The 26,385-nt window shown below is 67.7% G+C and carries 24 protein-coding genes; 13 read left to right on the top strand and 11 right to left on the bottom strand.

Features of this window, described 5'->3' with window-relative positions:
- Positions 1 to 69: 69 nt before the first annotated feature.
- Complete coding sequence (locus M3G03_RS00760) at positions 70 to 219, top strand: hypothetical protein (RefSeq protein ID WP_259807370.1); 150 nt, start codon at positions 70 to 72, stop codon at positions 217 to 219.
- Positions 220 to 668: 449 nt separating this feature from the next.
- On the opposite strand, the gene M3G03_RS00755 is transcribed toward M3G03_RS00760, so the two are convergent.
- The 5 genes from M3G03_RS00755 to M3G03_RS00735 form a co-directional block, all read right to left on the bottom strand.
- Positions 669 to 1,241, bottom strand: a complete 573-nt coding sequence (locus M3G03_RS00755) for a DUF305 domain-containing protein (RefSeq protein WP_259807369.1) — start codon at positions 1,239 to 1,241, stop codon at positions 669 to 671.
- A 12-nt stretch (positions 1,242 to 1,253) separates the two neighbouring features.
- Positions 1,254 to 1,886, bottom strand: coding sequence for a CueP family metal-binding protein (locus tag M3G03_RS00750; RefSeq protein ID WP_259807368.1), 633 nt, complete (start codon positions 1,884 to 1,886; stop codon positions 1,254 to 1,256).
- 62 nt (positions 1,887 to 1,948) lie between these two features.
- A complete protein-coding gene (locus M3G03_RS00745) occupies positions 1,949 to 3,052 on the bottom strand; it encodes a cell wall metabolism sensor histidine kinase WalK (protein ID WP_259807367.1) in 1,104 nt (367 codons plus the stop codon).
- Positions 3,049 to 3,759: a response regulator transcription factor gene (locus M3G03_RS00740; RefSeq protein WP_259807366.1), complete on the bottom strand. Its 711-nt coding sequence runs from the start codon at positions 3,757 to 3,759 to the stop codon at positions 3,049 to 3,051. The genes M3G03_RS00745 and M3G03_RS00740 overlap by 4 nt, the downstream gene beginning before the upstream one ends.
- 239 nt (positions 3,760 to 3,998) lie before the next feature.
- A complete protein-coding gene (locus M3G03_RS00735) occupies positions 3,999 to 4,649 on the bottom strand; it encodes a hypothetical protein (RefSeq protein WP_259807364.1) in 651 nt (216 codons plus the stop codon).
- 287 nt (positions 4,650 to 4,936) lie between these two features.
- On the opposite strand from M3G03_RS00735, the gene galE reads away from it, so the two are divergent.
- Together galE and M3G03_RS00725 are read left to right on the top strand one after the other, a co-directional pair.
- Complete coding sequence (galE, locus tag M3G03_RS00730) at positions 4,937 to 5,929, top strand: UDP-glucose 4-epimerase GalE (RefSeq protein WP_259807363.1); 993 nt, start codon at positions 4,937 to 4,939, stop codon at positions 5,927 to 5,929.
- Positions 5,929 to 6,066 (top strand): DLW-39 family protein, encoded by a 138-nt coding sequence (locus M3G03_RS00725; RefSeq protein ID WP_259807361.1) that lies wholly within the window; start codon positions 5,929 to 5,931, stop codon positions 6,064 to 6,066. Before galE ends, M3G03_RS00725 begins: the two co-directional genes overlap by 1 nt.
- A gap of 12 nt (positions 6,067 to 6,078) precedes the next feature.
- On the opposite strand, the gene M3G03_RS00720 is transcribed toward M3G03_RS00725, so the two are convergent.
- The gene (locus M3G03_RS00720) at positions 6,079 to 7,938 is read right to left on the bottom strand and encodes a hypothetical protein (protein ID WP_259807359.1); all 1,860 of its coding nucleotides are present in this window, start codon (positions 7,936 to 7,938) and stop codon (positions 6,079 to 6,081) included.
- A 136-nt stretch (positions 7,939 to 8,074) separates the two neighbouring features.
- On the opposite strand from M3G03_RS00720, the gene M3G03_RS00715 reads away from it, so the two are divergent.
- From M3G03_RS00715 to M3G03_RS00695, 5 genes are all read left to right on the top strand, one after another.
- Positions 8,075 to 9,307, top strand: coding sequence for a sensor histidine kinase (locus M3G03_RS00715; protein WP_259807357.1), 1,233 nt, complete (start codon positions 8,075 to 8,077; stop codon positions 9,305 to 9,307).
- Positions 9,304 to 9,963 (top strand): response regulator transcription factor, encoded by a 660-nt coding sequence (locus tag M3G03_RS00710; protein WP_259807356.1) that lies wholly within the window; start codon positions 9,304 to 9,306, stop codon positions 9,961 to 9,963. The genes M3G03_RS00715 and M3G03_RS00710 overlap by 4 nt, the downstream gene beginning before the upstream one ends.
- A 131-nt stretch (positions 9,964 to 10,094) precedes the next feature.
- On the top strand, positions 10,095 to 10,901 hold the full coding sequence (locus M3G03_RS00705; protein ID WP_259807894.1) for an ABC transporter ATP-binding protein: 807 nt from the start codon (positions 10,095 to 10,097) through the stop codon (positions 10,899 to 10,901).
- The gene (locus tag M3G03_RS00700) at positions 10,901 to 13,378 is read left to right on the top strand and encodes an ABC transporter permease (protein ID WP_259807354.1); all 2,478 of its coding nucleotides are present in this window, start codon (positions 10,901 to 10,903) and stop codon (positions 13,376 to 13,378) included. Before M3G03_RS00705 ends, M3G03_RS00700 begins: the two co-directional genes overlap by 1 nt.
- Before the next feature lie 131 nt (positions 13,379 to 13,509).
- Positions 13,510 to 14,118 (top strand): RNA polymerase sigma factor, encoded by a 609-nt coding sequence (locus M3G03_RS00695; protein WP_259807351.1) that lies wholly within the window; start codon positions 13,510 to 13,512, stop codon positions 14,116 to 14,118.
- A gap of 139 nt (positions 14,119 to 14,257) precedes the next feature.
- Here the strand turns inward: M3G03_RS00695 and M3G03_RS00690 are convergent, their stop codons facing one another.
- From M3G03_RS00690 to M3G03_RS00675, 4 genes are all read right to left on the bottom strand, one after another.
- On the bottom strand, positions 14,258 to 14,674 hold the full coding sequence (locus M3G03_RS00690) for a hypothetical protein (RefSeq protein WP_259807349.1): 417 nt from the start codon (positions 14,672 to 14,674) through the stop codon (positions 14,258 to 14,260).
- Positions 14,656 to 16,092, bottom strand: coding sequence for an MFS transporter (locus M3G03_RS00685; protein ID WP_259807893.1), 1,437 nt, complete (start codon positions 16,090 to 16,092; stop codon positions 14,656 to 14,658). The genes M3G03_RS00690 and M3G03_RS00685 overlap by 19 nt, the downstream gene beginning before the upstream one ends.
- A 104-nt stretch (positions 16,093 to 16,196) precedes the next feature.
- A complete protein-coding gene (locus M3G03_RS00680) occupies positions 16,197 to 17,300 on the bottom strand; it encodes a PLP-dependent cysteine synthase family protein (protein ID WP_396121840.1) in 1,104 nt (367 codons plus the stop codon).
- The gene (locus tag M3G03_RS00675; protein WP_259807347.1) at positions 17,281 to 17,742 is read right to left on the bottom strand and encodes a RidA family protein; all 462 of its coding nucleotides are present in this window, start codon (positions 17,740 to 17,742) and stop codon (positions 17,281 to 17,283) included. The genes M3G03_RS00680 and M3G03_RS00675 overlap by 20 nt, the downstream gene beginning before the upstream one ends.
- Positions 17,743 to 17,852: 110 nt before the next feature.
- On the opposite strand from M3G03_RS00675, the gene M3G03_RS00670 reads away from it, so the two are divergent.
- From M3G03_RS00670 to M3G03_RS00655, 4 genes are all read left to right on the top strand, one after another.
- The gene (locus M3G03_RS00670) at positions 17,853 to 19,259 is read left to right on the top strand and encodes a CCA tRNA nucleotidyltransferase (RefSeq protein ID WP_396121856.1); all 1,407 of its coding nucleotides are present in this window, start codon (positions 17,853 to 17,855) and stop codon (positions 19,257 to 19,259) included.
- Positions 19,260 to 19,261: 2 nt separating this feature from the next.
- Positions 19,262 to 21,289: a DUF916 domain-containing protein gene (locus M3G03_RS00665; protein WP_259807891.1), complete on the top strand. Its 2,028-nt coding sequence runs from the start codon at positions 19,262 to 19,264 to the stop codon at positions 21,287 to 21,289.
- A 61-nt stretch (positions 21,290 to 21,350) separates the two neighbouring features.
- Positions 21,351 to 23,168: a protein kinase family protein gene (locus tag M3G03_RS00660; RefSeq protein WP_259807343.1), complete on the top strand. Its 1,818-nt coding sequence runs from the start codon at positions 21,351 to 21,353 to the stop codon at positions 23,166 to 23,168.
- Positions 23,165 to 23,665, top strand: coding sequence for a DUF2835 domain-containing protein (locus tag M3G03_RS00655; protein WP_259807341.1), 501 nt, complete (start codon positions 23,165 to 23,167; stop codon positions 23,663 to 23,665). Before M3G03_RS00660 ends, M3G03_RS00655 begins: the two co-directional genes overlap by 4 nt.
- A gap of 59 nt (positions 23,666 to 23,724) precedes the next feature.
- Here M3G03_RS00655 and glpK read toward each other — a convergent pair whose 3' ends face one another.
- Positions 23,725 to 25,248, bottom strand: a complete 1,524-nt coding sequence (glpK, locus tag M3G03_RS00650) for a glycerol kinase GlpK (RefSeq protein WP_259807338.1) — start codon at positions 25,246 to 25,248, stop codon at positions 23,725 to 23,727.
- A gap of 184 nt (positions 25,249 to 25,432) precedes the next feature.
- Here glpK and M3G03_RS00645 point away from each other — a divergent pair, with 184 nt between their 5' ends.
- Complete coding sequence (locus M3G03_RS00645) at positions 25,433 to 26,383, top strand: sugar-binding transcriptional regulator (RefSeq protein WP_259807336.1); 951 nt, start codon at positions 25,433 to 25,435, stop codon at positions 26,381 to 26,383.
- Positions 26,384 to 26,385 lie beyond the last annotated feature (2 nt).

The following is a 26,385-nucleotide window of genomic DNA, read 5'->3' as shown; positions in this document are numbered from 1 at the left end:
ATCGGCTAGTGCCGGCCGCGGCGGGTCGGGGTCGGCCCATAGGGTGGCGCGCCCGCTGGAGGGGAGGGGGTGAGTCGGGAGATCACAGAGGCGCTGGTGGCGGTGGCGGCACTGGCGACGGCGCTGCTGAACCTCTGCGCAGCCGTACTGCGGCTGCGTGAGGCCGAGCAGACTTGGAGCCGGGAGCAACGGGGTCGCGGCGGACGACACCGACGATGAGATGACGGGAGGGGCGGGAGCAACCCGCCCCCTCCCGTCATTGCGGGACTCTCGAGCTGCACGGAGCGTTCCTACTGAGACCCGGCAGGGTCTCCGCCCGCTGGTGACACCATGGAGCGTGCCCACCAACGCTGAGAACATCCGCGCCCGCGACATCAAGGTGGTCAGCCCAGGAGTGCATACGTTGCGCAGCTCGCGATGACCATTCGAACGTTGTCAGCTGATTGGACCCTGAACCGAGGCCACCTCGATGTCGACATCACCGACTTTCGTCACGGTCGTTAGAGCACGCCGAACTTCAGCAGCAAAGCTTGATCCCAACTCGGAGATCCACGGATCCGCCCTTGGCAACGAAGCAGGCTGTAGTCGGACATCATGGAGTTCTAGTCACTCACGCAGCTTGTGCCCGCTCACTCATTCGTGCCCAGCAACTGGGTCGGCACGCGCACTCAGAGCTTGGCGAGCATCCCCTTCATCTCATCAATCTCGGCCTTCTGGCTGGTGATGATGGTGTCGGCGAGCTTGAGCGCTTCGGCGTTGCGTCCCCGATCCTTCTCGGTCTTCGCCATCTCCAGGGCACCCTCGTGGTGGGCGATCATCGAGGTCAGGAACTGCTTGTCGAACCCCTTGCCCTTGAGCCCACGCAGCTTGGCCATGACCTGCTGCTGATTCATGCCGTGCATGTCCATGCCGGGCATGTCGTGGTTCTTGTGCGGCATGTCGGTGGGTTCGCCCCAGGCCTTGAGCCAATCCTTCATCTGCTGGATCTCGGGGGTCTGCGCCTTCTTGATGCGGGTCGCGAGCGCCTTCACGTCGACGGTCTCGGCCTGCTTCTCGGCCAGGGCCGACATCTCCACCGCACCCTCGTGGTGGACGATCATCATCTGGGCGAACATCGCGTCCTGCGAATTGTGGTCAGAACCAGGGCCGGACGAGGCAGGTCCCGCTGAGGTGGTGTCATTCCCGCAAGCGGCCAGGGCCAGCAGACCCACACCGGACGCGATCAGAGTTCGGCGGTTCATGATTCCTCCTCTTCAGGACAGCTTCAGGGTGGTGATGCAGGTGGGGTCCTCGGCACCGGTGCTGAGCGGGATCGAGCCCTTCTTGCCGATGCCCTCGACGGTCAGCGTCCCCTTGATGTTGCGGGGCACCCAGAAGCCGACGAAGCCGTTGTCGTAGGTTGTGACAGTTTCCTTGAGCACCTGCTTGCCGGACTCGTCGGTGATGGTGACCGTGAACTCCTGGCCGACCTGCTCACCCTGGCAAGTGCCCAGGTTGTGGTTGAAGCACTCATGGGTCTGGTCCACATAGGGAGCGATCGACAGATAGGTCTTGTCGGCCGGCATTGGCATCGACATCTGCTCCTTGCCATCGGTGAGCAGCAGTTCGTTCTGCCGCACCGACCCCAGGAAGCTGGCCTCGTTGTCCTCCTTGCTACGGTCGAGGGCGTTGATGATCTCGACCACCGACTTGCCCTTGAGTCCGAAGCGGTCGAGCTTCGCTTCGACAGCCGGGTTGGACGCGGCAGCCGGGCTGGACGCGGCAGCCGGGCTGCTGGCGGTGGGGGTCGAGGTGCCGCTGCAGCCTGCGAGCGTCCCGAGGCCGAGGGTGCCGGCGACCAGGACGGACAGGGCGATGCGCTGGGCGCGTGCAAGAGGTAGTGCCATGGCTCCATCCTCTCCGAGGAATCTCAGGACCTTGTCAACGCAATGTTGAGATGTGGTCAAGATCAGGAAGCGGGCAGCGTCAGCGTGAACTCCGTTCCCCGTCCGGGCCCGTCACTTCGCGCCTCCAGCGAACCCTCGTGGGCCCGGGCGATCGAGCGCGAAATGGCCAGCCCCACGCCGGTGCCCTCGTCCGCGTCGTGGTGGCGGGCGCTGTCGGCGCGGTAGAAGCGCTCGAACAGGTGCGGCAGGTGTTCGGGGGCGACGCCGGTTCCTTGGTCAACGACCCTCAGCTGCACCGAGTCACCCCGAAAGGTGGCGCGCAGCGTGACTGTCGATCCGACCGGGCTGTGCTGCAGGGCATTGCGGAGCAGATTGTCCAGCACCTGGCTGATCCGGGTGGGGTCGACCTGCACCGTGGGGTCATCAGCCACCGGTTCGACCACCAGCCCCACCGATCGGGCGACGAACGCAGGGGCGGCCGCAGTGCGGGCGTCCTCGAGCAGGTCGCTGACCCGGACGCTGCGCGGATGCAGGTCGAGGCGGCCCTCTTCAGCCGCCGAGACGTCGCGGATGTCGACCGCGAGCCGGGTGAGCCGTGCGGTCTGGGCACGCAGGGTGGCCAGGGTGCTGGAGTTGAGGTCCACCACCCCGTCCTCGAGGGATTCCAGGGTGACGTCGATGGCCGCGATCGGGGTGCGGAGCTCGTGGGCGAGGTCGGTGAGCAGGCGGCGTCGGGTGGTTTCGGTGTCGGCGATCTGGTGGGCCATGTCATTGAAGGCGCCGGCCAGCTCATCGATCTCGGGGCCAGCGTCGGCCACCTGCACCGGCTCGTCATAGTCCCCGGACGCCACCCGGCGAGCGCCCGCGCTGAGGGCGGTCAGGCTCCGCCCGATGCGTCCGAAGAGCAGGGCGCCCACCAGGGCCGTGGCGAGGGCAGCTGCCAGCAACCCCGCTCCCGCAGACGTGAGACCAGCAGCGCGGAAGGCCTCCTGGGCATGTTCGAGCACGTGCGGCTGGTCGCCGTGCCCGGCCTCCCTCAGGTGCTCATCGAAAACCCGCGGCCCCACCAGCCAGGCCACCAGGGCCAGCGTGGCGGTCATCACCACCAGCACCAGCACCTGGGCCAGCACCAGCCGCCCGGTCAGCCCAACCCTCGCCCTGGTCATTGGCCAGTGCCCATCCGGTAGCCGACTCCGCGCACAGTGGTCACGAACCGCGCCCGGCTGGGGTCGTCGCCCAACTTCTTGCGCAGGTGGGCGATGTGGACGTCAACCAGGTGGTCATCACCCACTCCCCCGCCCCAAACCCGGTCGATCAGCTGCTGGCGCGAAATCGCGACCCGCGGCTGGGCGCTGAGCGTGTCGAGCAGGTCGAATTCGGTCGGAGTGAGGTCGATGATCTGGCCGCCGAGCTGCACCTCGCGGGCGGCCGGGTCGATCACCAGATCGCCGAAGACACGCCGCTGGGCACTGGCTGTGGGCGTCCCGGTGCGAGGACGACGCAACATCACCTGCACGCGGGCAACCAGCTCGCGGACGCTGAACGGTTTGGTGAGATAGTCGTCCGCCCCGACCGACAGGCCGACCAGGGTGTCGACCTCGTCGGCGCGGGCGGTGACCATCAGCACATAGCAATCCGAGAAGGTGCGGATGCGGCGGCAAACCTCCACCCCATCAAGCCCCGGCAGACCGAGGTCGAGCACCACCACATCGGGTGACCAGTCGCGGGCCACCTCAACAGCCTGCAAGCCATCTCCCACCGTCTGCACCTGGTGGCCAGCGCGGTCAAGGTAGGTGGCGACGGTCCCGGCCAGCACCGGCTCATCCTCCACGACGAGGACGCGGGAACCAGCCGGGCTGGTGGGGGTGCTCATGGACCCATTGTGCTGGACACCAACGATCACCACAGATCAGCGATCCGAGACCTGCCCCCGCTGCCTGAGGCGGTGGGTTTCGGGTGGCCGCCTCCGGGTGGCTGCGCAGATGTGCCCAAGATGGTCAGGAATGCCTGACATGTTGGGCATTCCTGACCATTCTGGGCAGTTCTGGCCGTGATGCCTCGACCTCACCCGGAGGGCGGGTGATCACCCCGGCGGGGTGCAGTGCGGGCGAGTTACTTGGCCTCGGTGGTGAGCTGACGGCGGATGCCGACCAGCAAGGGGATGACCACCCAGAGCAGGGTGGCGGTGAGCAGCTGCCAGACGTCCTTGCCGAGCCATTCGCCGGTCATCAGAGGGATCGAGGCGTTGCTGAGGTCGATCCACTCCATCACCTTCTGCACGCCGCTCCCGGCCAGCGTGACCAGGCCGAGCACACTCGGCAGCGCCAGGTAGGTGACGATCGCGGCTGCGGTGTTCATGAAGCACATCGCGAAACCGGCAGCCATCGCCATGGTCAGCAGGAAGCTGGCCAGCATGCCGAGCATGACCTTCCAGTCCGTGTGCCAGCTGACCTCGATCCCCCGGGAGGCGCCGCCAATGAGCGCGGCGATGGCTCCAAAGGCGTACTGGGCGAGCCAGCACGCCACTGCCACGAGCAGGGCCACTGCGCTCTTGGCGGCCACGACCCGTCCGCGCCGTGGCTCGAGGGTGAAGGTGGTCAGGGCGGTGCGCTGCGTCCACTCGGTGGTGAACAGCAGAATCACCATCGCCGGCACGAGGAAGGTCAGGAGCATGCCGACGAGGGGTGCCGAATCCATCCAGCTCTGACCCAGCGCCGTGGACACCGGGCCGTAGAACACGGCCACGACGGCGGCGATAGCCACCACGGAAGCCAGCGATATGCCCAAGAGCCAGCGTCCTGCACGCGTGTCGAGCAGCTTGCGGGCAGCACTTCATGAGCCTGGCCGCCGTGAAGGCGCACGTCACCAAGATCCTGGAGAAGTGGGGCGCCAGCAACCGGGTACAGATCGCGATCCGCGTCCACGACGCCGAAATCGACTGACCCCCCAAGCCCGACTCTGCGCACAGCGGCTGGAGAGTCGGGACCGGCGCGGACGTGGGCGGTGGGGCACTCATAGGATGGGGAGCAGACCCACCTGAAGGAGACCCCGTGAAGGTTCTGATCACCGGCGGCGCCGGGTTCATCGGCAGCACCATCGCCTCTGCCTGCCTCGACGCTGGCCATGAGGTCGTCATCCTTGACGACTTCTCCGCCGGACGCCGCGAGTTCGTGCTTGATCGTCCGCTGGTCGAGGGTGACATCGGCGACCGAGAACTCCTCGACAGGACCTTCGCCGAGCACAAGCCGGACGCCGTGGTGCACTGCGCCGCCAAGATCATCGTCCCCGAATCGGTCGAGCAGCCGCTGTCCTACTACGAGAACAACGTGGCCAAGACCGTCACCCTGCTGCAGGCCATGGACGCCGCTGGCATCAACCGCCTCCTGTTCAGCTCCTCGGCGTCCATCTACGCCACCGAGGCGAACTTCCAGGTCACCGAGGACTCCGGGCTCGCGCCGAACTCCCCCTATGCCACCACCAAGTACATGATGGAGATCGTGCTGCGCGACACCGCCGCCGCGACCGACATCCGGGTGATGAGCCTGCGCTACTTCAACCCCATCGGCGCCGACCCGCAGATGCGCACCGGCCTGCAGATCGCCAAGCCCACCCACGTGCTCGGCAAGATGCTCGAGGCCTGGCTGAACAAGGACACCTTCACCGTCACCGGCGTCGACTGGCCCACCCGCGACGGCTCCGGCATCCGCGACTACATCCACGTCTGGGACCTCGCCAAGGCCCACGTCGCCGCCCTGGAAAACTTCGACCAGGTCACCTCCGCCGAGAACCCCTACCAGGTGATCAACATCGGCACCGGCAAGGGATCGACGGTCAAGGAACTCGTCCAGGCCTTCGAGGACGCCACCGGCGAACCGCTCAGGACGGTCGATGGCCCCTCCCGCCCCGGTGACGTGGCAGGTGCCTACACCGTCAGCACCCGCGCCAAGGACCTGCTGGGGTGGCAAACCGAGCTCACCGAGGCACAGGCGATCAAGGACGCCATCCAGTGGCTGGACATTCGCAGGGAGAGGCTGGGCTACTGATGGCACGCCTGAGAAAACCGCTGCTCATCGTCGGCGCCCTGCTGACCCTCGCCGGGGTCATCGGCGCACGCCGCGAGCTGAAGGACGTCGAGCGCGAGGCTGCCCTCTGGGCCGAGGCCACCGACCCGATCGAGTAGGGCGGCAAGCAGCTACTCGTCCACACGCAGGCCCTGCGGCCAGTCCAGCCGCAGGACCGAGCTTCGCCCCTGCACCAGGATCTGGTCCGAGCCTCGCGCCGCCGACACCCAGTCATTGTCGTGCAGCCAGTAGTGCGGGCTCTGCACCACGCCGTCCACGGAGAACTCGCCCTTCCAGTCCAGCCGGTACTCATGACGCACCCGCGGCCCGCGTGGGGTGTTGGAGTGGTTCATGGTGAACACCAACGAACCACGAGCTTCCCGCAGGGTGGCGGCCCTCACGGCGTTCCCGAAGTCGGCCAGGGAGTTGAATTCGCTGAGGTCGCTGGCGACCAGCACCCAGGCCGTCAGCGACCCGCGCTGGACCAGCTCGGTCTGTGAGACCAGCTCCATCCGGTTGAGGGCCAGGACGCCGACCAGCGCGGTGCCCACGCGCCCCACCACCGAGTGCAGGGACAGCTTCGTCTCGTCGAAGTTCACGAAGGGGAAGAACAGGTGGCTGAACTGGTGGCGACGCCCCTCCAGGTAGCCGCGCCGCACGCGCAGGTCGTGCAACACCATCACCACGTTGTTGTACTGGGCGATGTCGGGGTTGATGCCATTGCCCACCCAGGCCGAAGGGCTGGGCTCGCGCACGGTCTCCCCCAGCTGGGTCGCGCCGGGGTGGGTGGAGAAGATGTTGATGTCGCCCGGCAGCGCGGCATGCCAGAGATGCTGCTGGTCCCCGAACTCCCCCGGACGGTAGTGCTGAACGCTGCTGATCAGGTAGTTCGGCGTCCGGTAGGTGAAGATGTTCGCCCGGTGCAGGGTGATCCCACTCGCGATCGGATTGAGCGTGCGCAGCAGGAGTTTGCGCGCGGCTTCAGTGGACACCACCCCCTTGCGGAACTGGGCCAGAGGCGCGAAGTAGCGGCTCTGCTCCAGGTCGAGTCGCGACAGAGCGCGCATGGTGAGATGCACCGACTCGGGGCTGAGATATCCCTGCTGTCCCCAGGCGATGCGCACCAGCTGGTCCTCGTCGGCACCGGCCCGTCGGGCGTCGGCCAGTGCCTCAGCCAAGTCGCGGCCCTGGCTGCTTCGGATCTGTCGACCGCCGGCCGACAGCGCGATCTCGACCAGTACCTCGGGGACGCGGTAGCGCTCCCGAGCGACGAAGATCGCCGACAGCTCGGTGTGGTCGAAGCGCGACGGTTTGCCGAAGGCCGAGGCGACGATGATCGACATCCCGGTGGAGCGCGGGGAACACTTCTGGCTCTTGGTGACCCGACCGCCGGCCGCGACGAAGGCTCCCTGGAAATGGTGCAGGGCTACCTCCAGCAGGGCCAGGTCGAGGATCATGGTCGCTCGGGTGGCCAGCTCGAGGTCCTCGGTGTGGTCGACGAGCAGGGTCAGCGCCACGATCACGACCTCCCGCTGGCTCGGTGAGAGCCACTCGCTGAAGCCGTGGTGGAAGCGGTCCTCCAGCCAGCGCAGCAGGCGTGCCCGGGCGGCCTCCTGGTGCTCGCGTCCGCTGCGCTGGTCATTGACGAAGGACTCGTCGGGGAAGAGCTGCCCGGCCAGGTACTCGCAGACCGCGAAGCAGAGCTGGTGGTTCTCGGTCCAGGTGCACATGTGGTCGCGCCCGGGGGCACTGAGGTCATAGCGAAACCCCAGGATCGCGCCGCGGACCGCGTCCGCCATGGCCGCAGGCATCACGTCGGCGCCGGCGAACTGCAGCTTCAGCAGCGGCAGGAGGCGCTGGTCGGACAGGTCCAGTCGCGCGTTGACGAAGTCGACCTGCTGGAGCACCCAGTTGCGGTTGCCGTGGTGGTGGGCCAGGGTGCCTGCGAACGCGCGAAAGCCCCACGTCGGGGCGGCGGCGGGCGAGGACACGCGGTCAGGCTAGACCGGCAACGTGGCTCTCTGGAGGGCCGGTGATGGCATTGTGACCGAGTCGTGCCTCAAGGGTGGGAAATCAAGACTGCAGTCGGACCTGATCCCGCTGGGGTGCGACCTAGTGTGGACGGTGATGTCGATCCCGAGCACCGACGCCGTTCTGGAGCGTCACGCCTTCCGCACCAATGCCCTGATGGTGGCGGTGCTGGCCTTCTTCTGTGTCGGTCCCTACCTCTTGGCTTCCGGGTCCAGCATGTCCACGGTGTGGGCCTTCCTGTCCGGGGCCGGGATGATGGCCGGCCTGCTGTGGCGCCGGGCAAACCCCCGCCGGATGCTGCTGGTGGTGACCGCCGCCGGCATCGTCCACCTGCTGGCGGTGCCCTGGCCGACGATGGCGCTGGTGGCGATCCCGATCGCTGTCTACTCCTATGCGCGGTGGGTGGACGGCCACCCACGGCTGGTGCTGCTGATTGGGGCCGTCGCCTCAGTGCTGGGCCCGCTCAGTTGGGCGCCGAGCCTGATGGGTCCGGACGGCACCTATTCGATCGTCGGCAGGCTGGCGCTCTACCTGATGTTCGTGCTGCTGTGCGCAGGGCTGGTGGTCACCCCCTATGCCTTTGGACGCCGCATCCGCGACGCGGACCTGATCAAGCAGCAGCGCGAGGCGGCCCTGGCCCAGCGCCAGGTCGAGGCGCTGCGGGCGCGCGACCATGCCGCGCGGATGGCGGAGATGAACACCCGCGCCCAGATCGCCCGCGAGCTCCACGACATTGTCGCCCACTCGGTCTCGGTGATGATCGTCCAGGCCGAGGGCGGCAAGGCATTGGCGACGAAGAAGCCGGAGGCCGCCGCCGAAGTGCTCGGTACCATCGCCGAGACCGGACGCGAGGCATTGACCGAGATGCGCCGGCTGGTCGGCGTCCTGAGGGATGGACCGGGAGACGACGCCGACTGGACACCCACGCCCAGCCTCGAGGACCTCGGCGCGATGGTGGAGCGGGCCGGCGACCGGGTGCGCTTCGAGATGTACGGCGAGACGCCGCTGATCCCTCCGGTGCTGCAGCTCACGATCTTCCGGGTCGCGCAGGAAGGCGTGACGAACTTCCTCAAGCATGCCGGCCCCGATGCCACCTGCGTGGTGAGCCTGGACCAGGCGCCCCGGGTCATCACCCTCACGGTGGAGGATGACGGTCTGGGGGCAGCCGCACCCAGCGACGGCGTGGGGCACGGGCTTCGTGGCATGCAGGAGCGCGTCGCCGCCGTGGCTGGCACGCTGGTGGCACGACCTCGCCACGACGGACGCGGCTTCCTCGTCCGCGCGACCTTCCCACTCGCACCACACACCGACCCCAGGAGGATTTCATGACCACCATCCGCGTGGTGCTCGTCGACGACCAGTCGCTGGTTCGCAGCGGTTTCCGCATGCTCATCGACTCCGAGGACGACATGGAGGTGGTCGGCGAGGCCAGCGACGGGGCCGCGGCGCTCAAGCTGTTGGGCACCCAGCAGGCCGACGTGATCCTGATGGACATCCGCATGCCGGTGATGGACGGGGTCGAGGCCACCCGCCGCATCGCCGCCTCCGGGCTGCCGGCGCGCGTGCTGGTGCTGACCACCTTCGACCTGGACGAGTACGTCTTCGCCGCCCTCAAGGCCGGCGCCTCAGGCTTCCTGCTCAAGGACGCCCGCCCCGTGGAATTGCTGTCGGCGATTCGTAGCGTGGCTGCCGGGGAGGCGGTGGTTGCCCCCTCCGCCACGCGCAGGCTGCTGGAACACGTGGTGCCGACACTGCCCACCCAGCCCGGACGCGAGGACGAACGCCTGGAGATGCTCACCGAGCGTGAGCGTGAGGTGCTGGTCGAGATTGCCCGCGGCGCGACGAACGCCGAGATCAGCTCGACCCTGTACATGGCCGAGGGCACGGTGAAGACCCACATCGGGCGCCTGCTGAGCAAGCTGCAGTGCCGGGATCGGGTGGGCCTCGTGCTGTTTGCATACGAGGTAGGACTCGCCCAGCGGTGAATCACCGACCTGGGGTGGAGGCACATCAGCCCATCGGTTGATGCCCACTGCCCCCGTGCGTCCCTAGTCTGGGAGCCGTTCCCCATGTGAAAGGCCCCCTCGTGACCCACGACCAGACCGCCACGCGCGCCATGCCCGTCCGGCCCCGCCCAGAGGCACCCCACCCGCAAGCACAACACCCACAGAACCCCGCCCCGATGCCGCAGGGCCCTGTGGACGCGGTGGCCGAGGCCATCGACCTGGTCAAGGTCTACGGCGAGGGCGAGAACCAGGTCGTCGCTCTGAACCGCGTCAACGTGCGCTTCCAGCGTGGTTCCTTCACCGCGATCATGGGCCCCTCAGGCTCGGGCAAGTCGACCCTGATGCACTGCCTGGCCGGACTGGACCGCATCACCGATGGTCGGGTCATCCTCGGCGGCCAGGAGCTGCAGTCGATGATGGACGCCCAGCTCACCCGCGTCCGCCGCGATCGCATCGGCTTCATCTTCCAGTCCTTCAACCTGCTGCCGACGCTGACCGCCGAGCAGAACATCGTGCTGCCGCTCGACCTGGCCGGCAAGAAGGCCGACCGCGCCTACCTGGCCCAGCTGGCCGACTCCCTCGGGCTGGCGGACCGACTCACCCACCGCCCCTCGGAGCTGTCGGGCGGCCAGCAGCAGCGCGTGGCCATCGCCCGCGCCCTCATCACCCGCCCAGAGGTGATCTTCGCCGACGAACCCACCGGCGCCCTCGACACGCGCACCGGCACCCGACTGCTGGAGTTCCTGCAGCAGTCCAGCCGCGTCCACGGCCAGTCAATCATCATGGTCACCCACGACCCCAAGGCCGCCGCCTATGCCGACCGGGCGCTGGTCCTGGTCGACGGTCGCATCGTTGACGACATCCAGCGGCCCACCGTCGACTCTGTGAACGCCGCGATGGCCCGACTGGAGGCGTGATGCTGCGCAACGCCTGGCAAGAAGTACGCCAACATCCCGGCAGGGTCTTCGCGACGCTCGTCGCCATCGCCATCTCCGTGGCCTTCATCGCCGCCTCCTCCATCTTTTTGGAGACCGAGAAGCAGGGGCTGGGCAAGCAGCTGTCGATGCAGACCTCCTCGGCAGACATCGTGGTCAACCCCGACTTCAGCTCTCCGGAGGGCCCCGAACAGGATCCCGCGACGCTTCTCAAGACCCTCGCCTCCGTGCCGGGGGTGGATGCAGCCGAAGCCTATTACGGGGGCATGTCCTCCCTCGCCCACGGTGACAAGACCCTGCAGCTCCAGACCATGAGCGTGCCCTCCGAGAAGTTCCGCTTCTCGACGATCACCGAGGGGCGCTGGGCCGAGAAGCTGGGTGAGGTCACCCTGCCCGAGGACGTTGCCAAGGACCTGGGCGTCAAGGCCGGTGACAAGGTCGAGGTGGACGCCCAACCGGCAACGGTCGTGGGCATCAGCGATGATCCCAGCTCCTTCGTCATGAAGTACTTCTACCTTCCAAAGGCGGCCTTCGAGAAGGATGGCGGCGGCGCCTTCGCCACCTATGCGGTCAAGGTCAAGCCCGGCACCGACCGGGTCGAGGTGGCCACGGAGATCAACAGCAAGGTCAAGGGGTTCAAGGCGCAGGAAGCTGAGGAGTACCGTCAGGAAACCTTCAAGGATCTCGCCGGTGGCGTGGACGTCTTCAAGTACATGTTCGGCGTCTTCCAGGCCCTGGCACTGCTGGTCGGCATGATCATCATCGCCAACACCTTCACGATTCTCATCACCCAGCGTCGACGCCAGATCGGTCTGCTGCGTGCCGTCGGCGCCTCATCCGGGCAGGTGCAGAACCAGTTCTTCGCGGAGGCCTTCCTCCTCGGGCTGATCGGCGGCCTGCTGGGTCTGGTCCTCGGCGGCATCATCGCGGCGATCGGTTCAGCCTTTACCGGAGCCCTGCAGTTCGGCTACCGGGTTCCCTTCCTGGACCTGGGCATCGCTCTGGCCATCGGCATCGTCGTGACGATCATCGCTGCCGTGGTACCCATCATGAAGACCACTCGGGTGGCGCCCCTGGAGGCTCTGCGCCCGGTGCTGTCGGCCGATGCCCAGAAGCGGGTGTCGCGGACCCGGGCCATCATCTGCGGCATCCTGCTGGTGATCGGCGTCGCGATGGCCATCATCTCCCAGTTCATCGGCAAGGACGCCTGGCCGGTCGTCTGGGCGATGGGCGGCCTGGCCTTGATCACCATCGCGGTGCTCGCGGGCGCTCCCCTGTACGTGGCGGCCATGCTGAAGGGTGTTGGCAAGCTCATCGCTGGCTTCGGGCCCACCTCACGCCTGGCCACCATGAACAGTGCTCGCAACCCGCAGCGTGCTGCGTCCACGGCCGTCGCGCTGATGCTTGCCATGGGGCTGATCGTGGCCCTGCAGGTGGGGACGGCCTCCATCCGCCACACCATCCAGCTGCAGATCGACAAGCACTATCCCGTCGACCTGATCGCCACGCAGCAACTTCCGTTCGACCAGGGCGGAGCGACGCCGGACTCCTACCCCACGGTCAAGCTGTCCCCCAACGCCCAGAAGACGCTGTCGACCCTGCCCAACATGAAGGCCAAGTCCGAGCTCTCGGGTGGGACGGTCACCGAGTCCGGGACGACCCGCGTCCTGTATGCGGGTGACAGCAACCTGTCGCAGGCCGCACCCAGCCTTCCCGTTCCCGCCGATGACCAGGTCGTGATCGGCGAGGGTGGATCGTTCAAGGACGGCAGCAAGCGCACCTACCAGGGCAAGAATGGCAAGACCGTGACCCTGACGGTGAAGACCGCCAAGGGAATCTCGGCTGAGATCGGCCTGGTCAGCGCCAGCACCTTGAAGACATTGGTCGACGACCCCCAACCGGTGGGTTACATCTTCAAGGCGGCCGATCGCGGGGACATGGGCGATGCCTACGCCAAGGTACAGAGCCTGATGTTCTCGGAGAACTTCGAGCTGAATCTCGATGGCGGCGCGATGATGTCCAGCCTGCTCAACTCGGTGCTCAACGTGCTGCTGGCCGTGCTGACAGGTCTGTTGGGCGTGGCCGTGGCCATCGCCCTGGTGGGTGTGGCCAACACCCTGGGCCTGTCGGTGATCGAGCGCCAGCGGGAGTCGTCGCTGCTCAGGGCCCTGGGCATGCAGCGCACGAGCCTGCGGTGGATGCTGCTGATCGAGGCACTGATGCTGGCGCTCGCCGGGACGCTGGTCGGCCTCATCGGAGGCACCCTCTTCTCGGTCATCCTCCTGCGCGCAGTCTTCCGCAACATTGACCTCTCCACCGACTACCTGCGGTACACGATGGACCCCTGGCAGACCCTGGGGCTGCTGGCCATCGCCGCCGTGTGCGCCGCGCTGGCCTCGATCCTGCCCGGTCGCCGGGCGGCCCTGGCCAGCCCGACCGAAGCTCTCGCCGAGGACTAGAAGCACCGGGCACGCGACCGAGGGCAGGGGGACGCACCGAGTGGTGCGTCCCCCGGTTTGTGTTCGAACGGACAACACCTGCGAGGGTTCGGACAACACCGTGGGCAGCACCCGGTCGATGGACTGGGCTCATGCCGATCACAGCCGACGACCGCCTGCTGCTCCACTCGCTGACGCAGCTGGACCATGCCGCCACCCGCCACGACGACGCCACCCTGATTGGACTGGTCAGGGCCGCGCAAACCGGGAACACCCGCGCCGGGGAGAAGGTGCTGGCCGCCCTGGCCTTTCCGCTGGCCTCGATGGCCAGCCGCAGCAGCCACACGACGTTGGCGCATTTCGTGTCGTCGGCGTGGTTCGTGATCGAGGGGTTCAACTGCGAGCGTGAGGTGAAGGTCCTGACCAACCTGGTGATGGACACCCTCAAGCAGGTGACCAGGGACCGCGTCTCACGCTGGGATGACCGGGTGGTGCCCTCGGATGGGGTGGAGCGATGGGGGCAAGAACGTGAGGAGGAATCGGGCTCAGCGGCGTCCCTGATCGAGGCGGCGCAGCGGCTCGAGCTGATCGACGAACGGACCACGCGCATCCTGCGATCGGTCTACGTGGAAGGGTTGCCGGGAGCTGAAGTGGCGCTGCGTGAAGGCATCACCCACGCAGCCATTCGGCAGCGTTCGAGCCGTGCGGTCAGGGTGCTGCGGGAGCACCGCCGGCACATTGTGGCGAGCCAATCCAGTTGAACTTGCAAATGAATCGGCCGATACCCCATAGTGTGGTCATCAACGCGGTGGGGCAAGGGAGCCACACGTGATTCCCTGAACTGCCTGGGGGGTTGTTGGGGGTGACCAGCAGCCCCCTGGTGCTTTTTCTGCTCCTGGATCAGCCCTGCTCGAGCCTGCGGGCCAGGAAGAACGACAGGTCGCCGGAATCGCCGTCGCGTCCGCCCCGACCGACGACCAGCGGCGGTGGCGTCGGCTCGAGTCGCACACCACGCAGGCGCTCACGCAGCCCGCCCGGGACAGTGAGCACGTAGTAGTGGCCGTCCTCCCCGATCGCCAGGGAACTGTCGAGCCGGATGTACCAGCCGCGCTTGTCGGTCTTCACCTCGTGCCCGTCCAGGAGCTTGGCGTGCAGGGGCTCGGTGGGGATGCCGCGGTCGCGGGCCTGGGAGACGAAATCGTCGACCAACTTCTGCGCACGGGCGGATTCGTTGAGGGAGTTGCTCTGGCTCAATTCCACGCGCAGCCGTGCATCGCGCCGCCGTTGCTCGGCAGGGGTCAGTTCGGCTTCGTCCACCCCTCCACGGTACGGCCATCGACGTACTCATGGGGCTCGAGGGGATCAATGAGGCGTTCGGGGTCGTGGTAGCCGAGATGTTCAGTCAGCGGCAGGGACTCGGAGGCCTCGGCGCTGCCACCGATGTGGGTGCCGCGGTTGAAGCGCTCGTCGCCGTAGCGTCCCGAGCGCCACAGGAAGAAGGCGGCCATCAGCAGGTAGGCGACGCCGGTGGCGGCGAAGGCGGTGACGTCGAAGCCATCAGCCGGCAGCGCGTAGACGGCGATGAAGGCGCCGGCCACCATTGCGGCGTTGAAGAGCATGTCGTAGATGACGAAGACGCGTCCCTTGTACTGGTCATCGACATGCGCCTGGACAACGGTGTCGATACAGACCTTCACCGACTGCGCGAACAATCCCAGCAGGAAACCGGCAACCAGCAGCGGCAGCTTGTGGAAGATGGCCCCGGGCACGATCTGGGCGATGCCGCTGGCGACCAGCAGCCAGAAAGTCGCCTTCCGGACACCGACCGCATGCGCCAGCGGGGGCACCAACGCGGCCGACAGGACGAAGCCGACTCCGGTGGCGACTCCCCACAGGGTGATGTCGGCCATCGCCGCATTCGCCTGTTCGACCGTGTGGAAGTAGTTGCGGTAGCCCAGGATCATGCCGACGCTGATCAGGCCGAAGGCGGTGCGCTGGAGCGTGATGATGATCAGGCCGAGGGCCGAGGGTCCCTGCTCACCCAGGTGACGGACGCCGTCGATGATGCCGTGGGCGATATCGCGCGCGGTGACCACCTCGTGCCCCGTGCGGGGTTCGGGGCCGAGCTCGTACTTCGTGAACCGCATCGCCAGCAGGACCGAGACGGCGAAGAAGAAGGAGGCGACCAGGAAGACCAGGGCGTCCGCATGGTAGGTCTCCATCCAGTGCGGGGACAGGCCCAGGCGCAGGCCGAAGGCGACCCCGCCGCCGATGAGCACGCCCAGGGGGCCGATCATCGGCATCACTGAACTGGCCGTCAGGTATTCACCCTTGTCAATCGTGTACGGCAGACCCGCGGTGAGGGCGGCCAGGAGGAACCGGTTCAAGCTCATCGCCACCAACAGCAGGATCATCATCGTCATCTTGATGCCGGCTGACCTGTCCCCCGTCCAGACCAGCACTGCAAGCGCGACCGAGATGACCCCCCGGATGCCGTCGGTGATTGCCAGCACGCGTTGGCGCGACCAACGGTCCAGAACGACCGAGACGAAGGGGCCGATGACCGAGAACGGCAGCAGCGTGATCGCGAGCACGGTGGCGATCGCCCAGGCGTTGGGCTGGTCCTGCGGGGAGAAGAGCACGTAGGAGGCCATGCCGACCTGCAGTGTCCCGTCGGCGGCCTGCGTGGTGATACGCACCGCCATGATCTTGCGGAATTTGGGGTGGCGGGACATCCGCTGCAGGCTGCGCAGAAATTCCACGGGTTCTCCGCTCGTCGGCTGGTGCTCGTGCGAGCCTACCCGCAGGAGTGGTTCAGATCATGGCGACGGAGTCGCTCTCACCGCAGGGCACGGTGCAGTTCCTCCCACCATGGCCGAAGATCCCAGCCACGCGCAGCCACCCACTCATCATTGAAGTAGGTGGAGGCATAGCGCTCCCCCGAGTCACACAACAAGGTGACCACCGAGCCGGTCTGCCCACGGGCCCGCATCTCGCCGATGATCTTCGCCGCCGCCACGATGTTCGTTCCGGTCGAAGCCCCCACAGGTCGACCCATCCACTCCGAGAGGAACCTGGCCCCGGCGACGCTGGCGGCGTCGGGGACGTCGATCATGCGGTCGACCACCGAGCTGATGAAGCTGGGCTCGACGCGCGGACGCCCGATGCCCTCGATGCGTGATCCCTCCGTCGTGGTGAGAGTGGGATCGCCGCAGGTCCAGCCCTCGAAGAAGGCCGAGCCCTCGACATCGGCCACGCAGAGTCCGGTGGGCAGCTTGTGGTAGCGAACGTAGCGGCCCAGAGTCGCGGAGGTGCCGCCGGTTCCGGCGCCGACCACGATCCAGCGCGGCACCGGGTGGGGCTCCAGGGCCATCTGCTGGAAGATCGACTGGGCGATGTTGTTGTTCCCGCGCCAGTCAGTGGCCCGCTCGGCGTAGGTGAACTGGTCCAGGAAGTGGCCGTTGTGCTCGCGTGCCAGGCGCTGGCTCTCGGCACACATCTGGTCTGCTCGATCCACCACATGGACGCGGCCGCCCTCGCGCGCGATCAGGTCGATCTTGGCCTGGCTGGTCCCCTTCGGGATCACCGCGACGAAGGGCAGGTCCAGCATCCGCGCGAAATGTGCCTCACTGACAGCGGTCGAACCCGAGGACGCCTCCACCACCAGAGTGCCCGGCTTCAGCCAGCCGTTGACAAGTGCATAGGTGAACAGGGATCGGGCCAGCCGGTGCTTCAGGCTGCCGGTGGGGTGGGTGGACTCGTCCTTCAGGTAGAGGTCGATGCCCTCCGCCGCCACCGGCAGCCGGATGAGGTGGGTGTCGGCCGAGCGCTGGGCGTCCGCCTCGAGACGACGGACGCGCTCAGCCACCCAACTGCGCAGCTCGGGGTCGAGACGGTCGTGGTCGACCAACCCCCCCAGCAGGTCAGCCGACCCGGAAAACAACTTCCACCTCAACGGGGGCATTGGCCGGGAGGGCGGCCACGCCGACCGCCGAGCGGGCGTGCAGTCCGGCCTCCCCAAAAACCTCGCCGAACAGCTCAGAGGCTCCATTGAGCACAGCGGCCTGCCCGGTGAACTGCGGGATGCTCGCCACGAAGCCGGTGACCTTCACCACGCGCGCCAGCTTGTCCACACCGCCAGCGGCCTCAGCGGCGGCTGCGAGGGCGTTGAGGGCGCAGGTGCGCGCGGCAGCCTGGGCGTCCTCGGGGCTGCACTCAGCGCCCACCAGACCGGTGGCCTGGAGCTGGCCGTCCTTCATCGGCAGCTGCCCGGAGGTGAACACCAGGTCCCCGTCGAGGACGGCGGGCCGGTAGGAGCCCAGCGGGGTGGCCACAGGAGGCAGTTCGAGGCCGAGTTCGGCAAGCTTCTGGCCGGGTGGGGTCATGTCAGGGCTCCTTCGCACGGGATGAACGTCTGCCCCCGACGATAGCCCCAGTAGAATCCACTCTCGTGCCCGACTCCCTCACCCGTGACCAGCGCTCCGCCCTCACCGACCTGCTGAGAGCGACACCGGTCATCGGCGAGCTCGGCGGGCTTTTCGCGCAGCAGGGACACGAGCTCTACCTGGTCGGCGGGTCCGTGCGCGACGTCCTCCTCGGCACCCTCGTGCATGACCTGGACTTCACCACCTCTGCGCGTCCCGATGAGATCGAGGCGATCCTGCGCAGCTGGACGAAGACCGTCTGGGACGTGGGCAAGGCTTTCGGCACCATCTCGGCCCGCAAGGATCCCTGGATCGTGGAGATCACCACCTTCCGCGCCGACAGCTACCGCAGCGATTCCCGCAAGCCCGAGGTGCAGTTCGGTGACTCGGTCTCCGAGGACCTCATCCGGCGTGACTTCACCGTCAACGCCATGGCGATCGACGCTTCCACCGGCGCCTTCGTCGACCCGCATGGCGGTCTGGACGACCTGCGCCAGGGCCAACTGAGGACGCCCTTCGCTCCCCCACGGTCGTTCTCCGATGACCCGTTGCGGATGATGCGTGCCGCCCGCTTTGCCTCCCAGCTCGGCTTCAGCATCGAGCCCGCCACCTTCCGGGCAATGAAGGACATGGCCGAGCGGATCGAGATCATCTCCGCCGAGCGTGTCCGTGACGAGCTCAGCAAACTGATGCTCACCGACTCCCCCCGCGCCGGACTGGACGCCCTGGTGGAGAGCGGCCTGGCCGAGCGGGTCCTGCCCGAACTCCCCGCCCTGCGGCTGGAAACCGACGAACACCATCGGCACAAGGACGTCTACGAGCATTCCCTGATCGTCCTGGAGCAGTCGATTGCCCTGGAGAAGCTGCGCGGCCATGCCCCCGACCTGGTCGGCCGGCTGGCCGCCCTGCTGCATGACATCGGCAAGCCCGCCACCCGAAAGTTCGAGCCCGGCGGTCGCGTCAGCTTTCACCACCACGACGTGGTCGGCGCGAAAATGGCTCGCAAGCGGATGAAGGCCCTGCGCTTCAGCAAGGAGGAGACCGAAGCCGTCAGCACGCTTGTCGATCTGCACCTGCGCTTTCACGGCTATGCCGACGTCATGGGTGAGGAGCGCTCCGGCTGGACCGATTCGGCCGTCCGCCGCTACGTCCGGGACGCCGGGGACCAGCTGGAACGACTCCACATCCTCACCCGCAGCGACTGCACCACCCGCAACCAGCGCAAGGCGACCCGTCTGCGCAGGGCCTATGACGACCTGGAGCAGCGCATCGCCGACCTGGCCGAGCAGGAGGAACTGGACGCCCTGCGTCCCGACCTTGACGGTGAACAGATCATGGCCCAACTCGGGGTGCGTCCCGGACCCGTGGTGGGGCAGGCCTACAAGCACCTGCTGAACCTGCGCATCGAGCACGGCCCGCTCGGCGAGGAGGCTGCTCGTGCCGCCCTCGACCAGTGGTGGGCGACAATGGACAAGTGACCATGCGGAAGGTGCTCTCGGTCCTCCTGGCGGCCTGCCTCTCCCTGGCAGGGCTCATCCTCCTGGAGGTGCCGCTGGGCGCCCCGCTCGCCCATGCCGCGAACCCCTCTGTGCGCATCGACCTGGATGAGGTCACCCCCGACAGCCTGGACGCCAAGGCCACCGTGACCGTCCGGGGCACCATCACCAACACCACCGGAAAACCACTCAAATGGCTCTCGGTCGCGCTGTGGCGAAGCCGCTACCCGATAGCCACACCGGGAGACCTGCAATACCTGCTCAGCTCCCCCGAGGGGGTACCGGTCGGCGCCCGATTGACCAACCCCGATGGCGGTTTCGTCAACCTCAACAGCGACGCCAAGCCGGAGTTCAAGGCCGGTGAGAAGGCAGGCTTCACCCTGCACGCCACGGTGGAACAACTGGGGCTCGCCGACGGCGCCCCCGGGGCGGTGCACCTGCTGGGTGTGCACGTCATCGGCTACCCGCCCGACGGCGACAACCAGCTGCTGGCCCGGTCGCGTTTCCTGATGCCTTGGACCCCTGACCAGGCTCGCAAGGACTCTGCCCGGGTCTCGCCGCTGGTGCTGCTGTCCAGCGCCCCCTCTCTGGCGATGGACGGCACCTTCACCGACGACCATCTCGCGGGCGAGTTGACCGGTCGGCTGGAGACGCTGATGGAGGTTGCCGAGAAGCCGGGAGCGACAATCCTGATCGACCCCGCCCTCTACGACGAGGTCCAGCGGATGAGCCGCGGCTACCGCATCGGCGGTACCTCTCCCCAGGAGGTCGCCGCCACCGATCCCCGGGCCCTCGCCGCCGCCGACTGGCTCGGCCGGCTGGACGCGCTACGTACCTCCGGCAGGCTCTATCGCACGCCCTTCGGTAACCCGAACCTGACCCTCGCCGCCGCCCAGAAGCGTGGTGACATCGTCCATCGCAGCAAGGTCGCGCTACCGTCCACGCACTCCCTCGCCTCCCTCCCGGTCGCGGTCTGGCTGGCAGACCAGGGGACGCTGCCGCGGTCGGTGCGCACCTTCCTCGCCCCGCTCGCGCCGAGCCTGTGGATCGAGCCGGGCAGCCGTTCGGCGGTGTACCGGGCCGAAGGCGCCACCCTGCTCACCTACCAGCCGGCTGTGACCAGCGGCGGACCGGGCCCGGCTCCGAGTGAGTCCGTGCCCCAGCGCCGCGGGCGCCTGCTCAGCCAGATGCTCATCGAGGGTGAGCCCATCATCCTGCCTGTGACCAGCGCCGCCGAGGCGGCCACGGTCCTGCAGCTGCCGGCCTGGGCGACCAGCGTCCCCCATACCGACCTCCCCCGCGCCACCGGGCCGTTCCCCGAGCCCCGCCCCGTGGTCCCGGCGCCGCGCAGCGCCCTGCTCCGTGACATCGACGCCACCTGGAAGCGCATCCAGAACTGGCACGACCTCATCGGGACGCCCGCCACCAATGCCTCCAACCAGGTCGTGAGCCGAGCCCTCAACCCGGCCATGGGCCTGCCGAGTGCCCGAAGCTGGCTGGCGGAGGCCACCAGCTCGGTGCCCCGCGCCTCTGGCCACGGCGTCACCCTGTCGATCGCGTCCAGTTTTGTGATGAGTGACCGGAGCACGCGACTGCCGGTGACCATCACCAACAGCACCGACCACCCGGTGCGGGTGAAGGTGGTGATGACCTCGGACAACCCGGGGCGCATCACCATCCCCGAGACGGCCCCGGTAACGGTCCCAGCAGGCCAGTCCGCGACGGTGACGTTTGCGCCGAGGGCGACCACCAACGGCGTGGTCGGCTTCTCCGCCCAGCTCGTCACCGAGGCCAACCGCCCCCTCGGCCCCAGCAAGCGCTTCTCCGTGAATGCCACGAACTTCGGCCAGGTCGGCTGGATCATCATCATCGCCTCCGGCGTAGTGCTGCTGGGTGGCACCGCGATCCGGATTCGCCAGGTCCAGCGCGAGCGGGCCGCCGTCGGGGCGTCCCGCCGCAGCACTGCGGTGGAAGGGCCACAGACCGACAACACCTCGCGTCCGCACCCCTAGGCCCACCCCCTTGCTGGGTAGGATTCGAAGGTATTCAGGCGCCAGAACCAAGGAGGTCGGCATGGCCCAGTCAGGACGCGGGGACCAGTCCGCCTCCTCGGCCGGCGATGCCGACAACGAATGGAGTCACTACCCCACGTCGGCCTGGGACAGCTGGGCCGACAGCCCGGAGACCTACCCCGAGGGCAGCGCCGGGAGCGAGCCCACCGAGGCCTATGACGTGGCCGAGTTCGGCTGGGACACTCCGCTCCCGGCGCAGCAGGGTGACGTGGTCTCCGGACGCTACCGGCTCGAGGAGGAGCTGACCCATCGCGGCGGCACGCACAGCTGGAGGGCCTTCGACCAGAAACTCTCGCGTCCGGTCATGCTTCACCTGCTGGGCACCGACCTGACCCGTTGCCACGAGGTGCTCGAGGCAGCCCGCATGGCGGCGGTGGCGACCGACTCCCGATTCCTGCGCGTGCTGGATGCGGTCCGCATCGACCCGACCAGCCAGGAAGCCCAGGACCTTCCGGGGGTGGGCGGCTACATCGTCTGCGAGTTCGTGCCCGGGATCTCGCTGGAACACATGCTCGCCTCGGGTCCGCTCAGCGGGTTGGAGGCGGCCTGGGTGGTGCGTGAGCTGGCAGATGCGCTGGCCCCGATGCACGCCCTGGGGCTCTACCACCGCCAGATCAACCCGGACACCGTCATCGTCACCGCCACCGGGAATGTGAAGATCGTCGGCTTCCTCACCGAGGAGGCCATGTTCCCCTCCGCGAATGGAGGGACGGAGGGGGAGGCTGCCGACGTGCAGGCCCTGGGGCAGTTGCTCTACGCCGCGCTCGTGACGCGCTGGCCGGCACCCCATGACGAGTCCGGACGCGACCACTGGGGCCTGGCGTCGGCTCCGCTCGACGGTCACGGCTGGCTGACCCCGCGCCAGCTGCGTGCTGGGGTCTCCCCGGCCCTGGACGTGGTCTGCGACCAGGTGCTCAACCCGGTCCCCCGCACCGGTGGACCCTCCCTCACCTCGGCGGCCGAACTCAACTCCACCCTCTCCCAGGTGCTGGGAACCGCCAATGCGTCCGCGGACCTGGAGCACCGGGTGCGCTACCCGGCCAGCAGGGACCCGGACGACCAGCACCTGCCCAGCCCGAGAACCCCGGTGCCCGCACCCGTCGCCCGGCCGGGCCGCGACGACGATGGCGGCCCCGACGACGATGGGGACGAGGACGTCGAGGAGTCCGAGGTTGCCGCCTTCGACCAGGGACGCCACCCGCCCCGACGCTGGCTGGCCATCCTGGTGGCATTGGTCGCGATCACCCTGGTCGGCAGCCTGATCGCCGTCGGTATCAGCAATGGCGGCTGGGCCAAGGGTGGGAAGGACCCGGCGCGCTCGACGGCGAGTGCCTCTGCGACGGGTCCCCAGCCGCGTACCATCAAGGCGGTCAGCGACTTCGACCCCGAGGCCGATGGCGGGAATGGTGAGGAGTTGCCCGACCAGGTGAAGAACGCCTGGGACGGCAAACCCGGGACTGCTTGGACGACGATGCGCTACAGGGGCAGCCCGAAGCTCGGCCTGCTCAAGCCCGGAGTCGGGCTGGTCGTCGACCTCGGCGAGCCGGTCTCGGTGCAGCAGGTCAACCTCACCCTGAAGGGCTCCCCCACGGCCGTGCAGGTGCTGGTCCCTCGCGACGCCACCCTGACCGCAGCGCCGAAGAGGACGATCAAGGAGTGGAACAGGGTGTCGTCCAACGATGCGGCTGGGGAGAAGGCGACCCTCAAGCTGCGCGCCCCGACGACGACCCGTTTCGTGCTGGTCTACCTCACCTCCCTGCCGAAGGTGGACACCGGCTACCAGGGCGGGATCGCCGAGATCCAGGTGGTCGGCCCGTGACGACTCCGCGCATGGTGCGCCACCCCGAACTACTCAGTGGGGACGCGCTGCCGCTGATCAGGCCGGGCTACCGCAAGCTGTGGTGGGGGCTGGTACCCGTAGTGGTGGTCACGGTCGCCGGCATCTTCACCGGCGGTCAGGACTGGACGATGGGGCTGGCGCTGCTGGCGCTCTGGTTGGTGTGGTGCGGGGTGGTCTGGCTCGACCATCGCGCCTGGCTTCGGGCCACCGACAACCTGCTGGAGGTGCGCTCCGGGTTCCGCAGCCACGAGGTGCTGGGGGCCGACGTGACCCGGGTGAAGCACCAGTACCAGGGTCGCAGCCCAGACTTCCAGATCCGCACTCGTGATGGCCGCAGGGTGTGGGTGCCGGCCTCGAAACTGGAGCGCGGCCACTCCACCTTCTTCACCTGGCTGGACATGCACGCTCCACAGGCCGAGCTGGACCCCAAGACCCAGTGGTGGCACGACCAGATGGTGGCCAACGAGCAGATCTGAACAGGCAACGGCCCGGGCGCTCGAGGTGAGCGCCCGGGCCGTGACCGTGCAACAGGGGATCAGTCGTTGACGTCCTCGTCGACCCAGTCGAAGGTCTTGGTGACGGCCTTCTTCCAGTTGCGGTACATACGGTCCATCTGGTCCTTGTCGCCCTGGGGCTCCCAGCGCTTGTCCTCGGCCCAGTTGTCGATGACGTCCTGCTCACCGCTCCAGAAGCCCACCGCGATACCGGCGGCGTAGGCGGCACCCAGGGCGGTGGTCTCGGCGACCACCGGACGCACCACGGGCACGTCGAGCAGGTCGGCCTGGAACTGCATCAGGGTCTCGTTGGCGGTCATGCCACCGTCGACCTTGAGCTCGGTCAGCTCCACACCGGAGTCGGCCTCCATGGCGTCCACCACTTCGCGGGTCTGGAAGGCGGTGGCCTCCAGCACGGCGCGGGCGATGTGGCCACGGTTGACGTAGCGGGTCAGGCCGACCAGCGCACCACGGGCGTCTGCACGCCAGTAGGGGGCGAACAGGCCGGAGAAGGCCGGCACGAAGTAGGCGCCACCGTTGTCCTCGACGGTCGCAGCCAGCTCCTCGATCTCGGGGGCGGAGTTGAACATCTTGAGGTTGTCGCGCAGCCACTGCACCAGCGATCCGGTGACCGCGATCGAACCCTCGAGCGCGTAGACGGCCTCCTGGTCACCGATCTTGTAGCAGACGGTGGTGAGCAGGCCGTTCTCGGAGGGAACGATCTCATTGCCGGTGTTCAGCAGCATGAAGTTGCCGGTGCCGTAGGTGTTCTTCGCCATGCCGGGCTCGAAGCAGGCCTGGCCGAAGGTGGCGGCCTGCTGGTCGCCCAGGATGCCGGCGATGGGGGTGTCGATGAGCAGCGAGTCGCCGCGTCCCTTGCCGTAGACCTCGGCGGAGCTCTTGATCTCGGGCAACATCGACATCGGGATGCCCATGTCGTTGGCGATTTCCTCGTCCCAGTCGAGGGTCTTGAGGTCCATCAGCATGGTGCGCGAGGCGTTGGTGACGTCGGTGTAGTGGACGCCGCCATCGGTGCCGCCGGTCAGGTTCCACAGCACCCAGCTGTCGATGGTGCCCATCAGCAGCTTGCCCTGGTCGGCCTTCTCGCGGGCGCCGTCAACGTTGTCGAGGATCCACTTGACCTTCGGGCCACAGAAGTAGGTGGCCAGCGGCAGGCCGACGCGGTCCTTGTACTTGTCAGGGTTGCCGCCGCCGAGCTCCTCGACGATCTTCTGGGTGCGGGTGTCCTGCCAGACGATGGCGTTGTAGACCGGCTGGCCGGTCTCCTTGTCCCAGACGACGGTGGTCTCGCGCTGGTTGGTGATGCCGACGGCAGCGAGCTGGTGGCGGTTGATGCCGGCTCGTCCGAGCGCGATGCCGATGACCTCACGGACGTTCTGGTCGATCTCGACGGGGTCGTGCTCCACCCAGCCGGCGCGGGGGAAGATCTGCTCATGTTCCTTCTGGCCGGTGGCGACGATCTTGCCCGCGTGGTCGAAGAGGATCGCGCGGCTGCTGGTGGTGCCCTGGTCGATCGCCAGCACATACTTCTTGTCGTCAGACATGGAGTTCCTTCCGGGTCTTCGTTGACCGCGTCCACCACCTTGGTGGACGCATCAGCCTCCATGGCATCACGACTGCACTCAAGAAGCGAGAGCGCTGCACTGACGTGCAACACCGTTCTCGACGACTGCACAGCTGATCGACCCCCTCCTCCCATGGACGCCCTGAACGGACTAGGTTCTAGTCATGCCCGAATGGTCAGAGGAACTCGTCACGGCGGCCACCATGTACTACGCCCAGGGCGAGACGATGGAGACGATCGCCCGACACCTGGGGACCTCGCGCAGCACGGTCTCTCGGCTCCTGAAGGAGGCCCGCCACACGGGGCTGGTGCGCATCTCCATCAACCCTCGTGCCACGGACCGTTCCTCGGTGGGCTCAACTCTGGAACGACTCTTTGGGATCACGGTCACGATCGTGCAGGTTCGCGACACCGCCTCCGAGTTGCACCGGGTCAACCAGGTGGCCAGGGTGGCTGCGCAGAGCATCTCCGATGCCATCGAGGACGAGGACACCGTCGGGGTGGCCTGGGGCAACACCACCGCAGCGATCGTGGAGCACGTCACGCCGCGCCAACTGCATGGCGTCCGGGTGGTGCAGTTGAACGGCGGTGCGAACGGGAGCTCGACCGGGATCCCCTATGTCGGCGCGATCATCGGGCCGATGGCGGCAGCCTGGTCGGCCACTCCCCTGTTGTTCCCGGTCCCGGCCTTCTTCGACTATGCCGAGACCCGGCAGGCGATGTGGCGTGAACGCAGCGTCCAGGCGATGCTGGCGATCCAGCGGCGAGCTGACGTCGCGGTCTTCGGGGTGGGCTCGGTGAACTCACCGGTCCCTTCGCATGTCTATTCGCAGGGCTACCTCGATGAGAAGGACTTCGCCACGCTGACCGCAGAGAAAGTGGTCGGCGACGTCTGCACCGTGCTCCTGCGCGCCGACGGCAGCTGGCGTGACATCAGCCTCAACGCTCGGGCGAGCGGCCCGACGCCGCAGGAATTGCAGCGCATCCCGCGCCGGTTCTGCGTCGCGGCAGGCACCGGCAAGGCACTCCCGCTGTTGGGGGCGCTGCGGGCGCGGGTGGCCACCGACCTGATCGTCGACGACGCCACCGCGCGTGCGGTCCTGGACCTGCTCTGACC

Source organism: Aestuariimicrobium sp. p3-SID1156, assembly GCF_025144225.1.
In the GTDB taxonomy this organism is placed as follows: domain Bacteria; phylum Actinomycetota; class Actinomycetes; order Propionibacteriales; family Propionibacteriaceae; genus Aestuariimicrobium.
The sequence above is the reverse complement of the archived record's forward strand: the minus strand, read 5'-3'. Positions and strand labels throughout refer to the sequence as shown.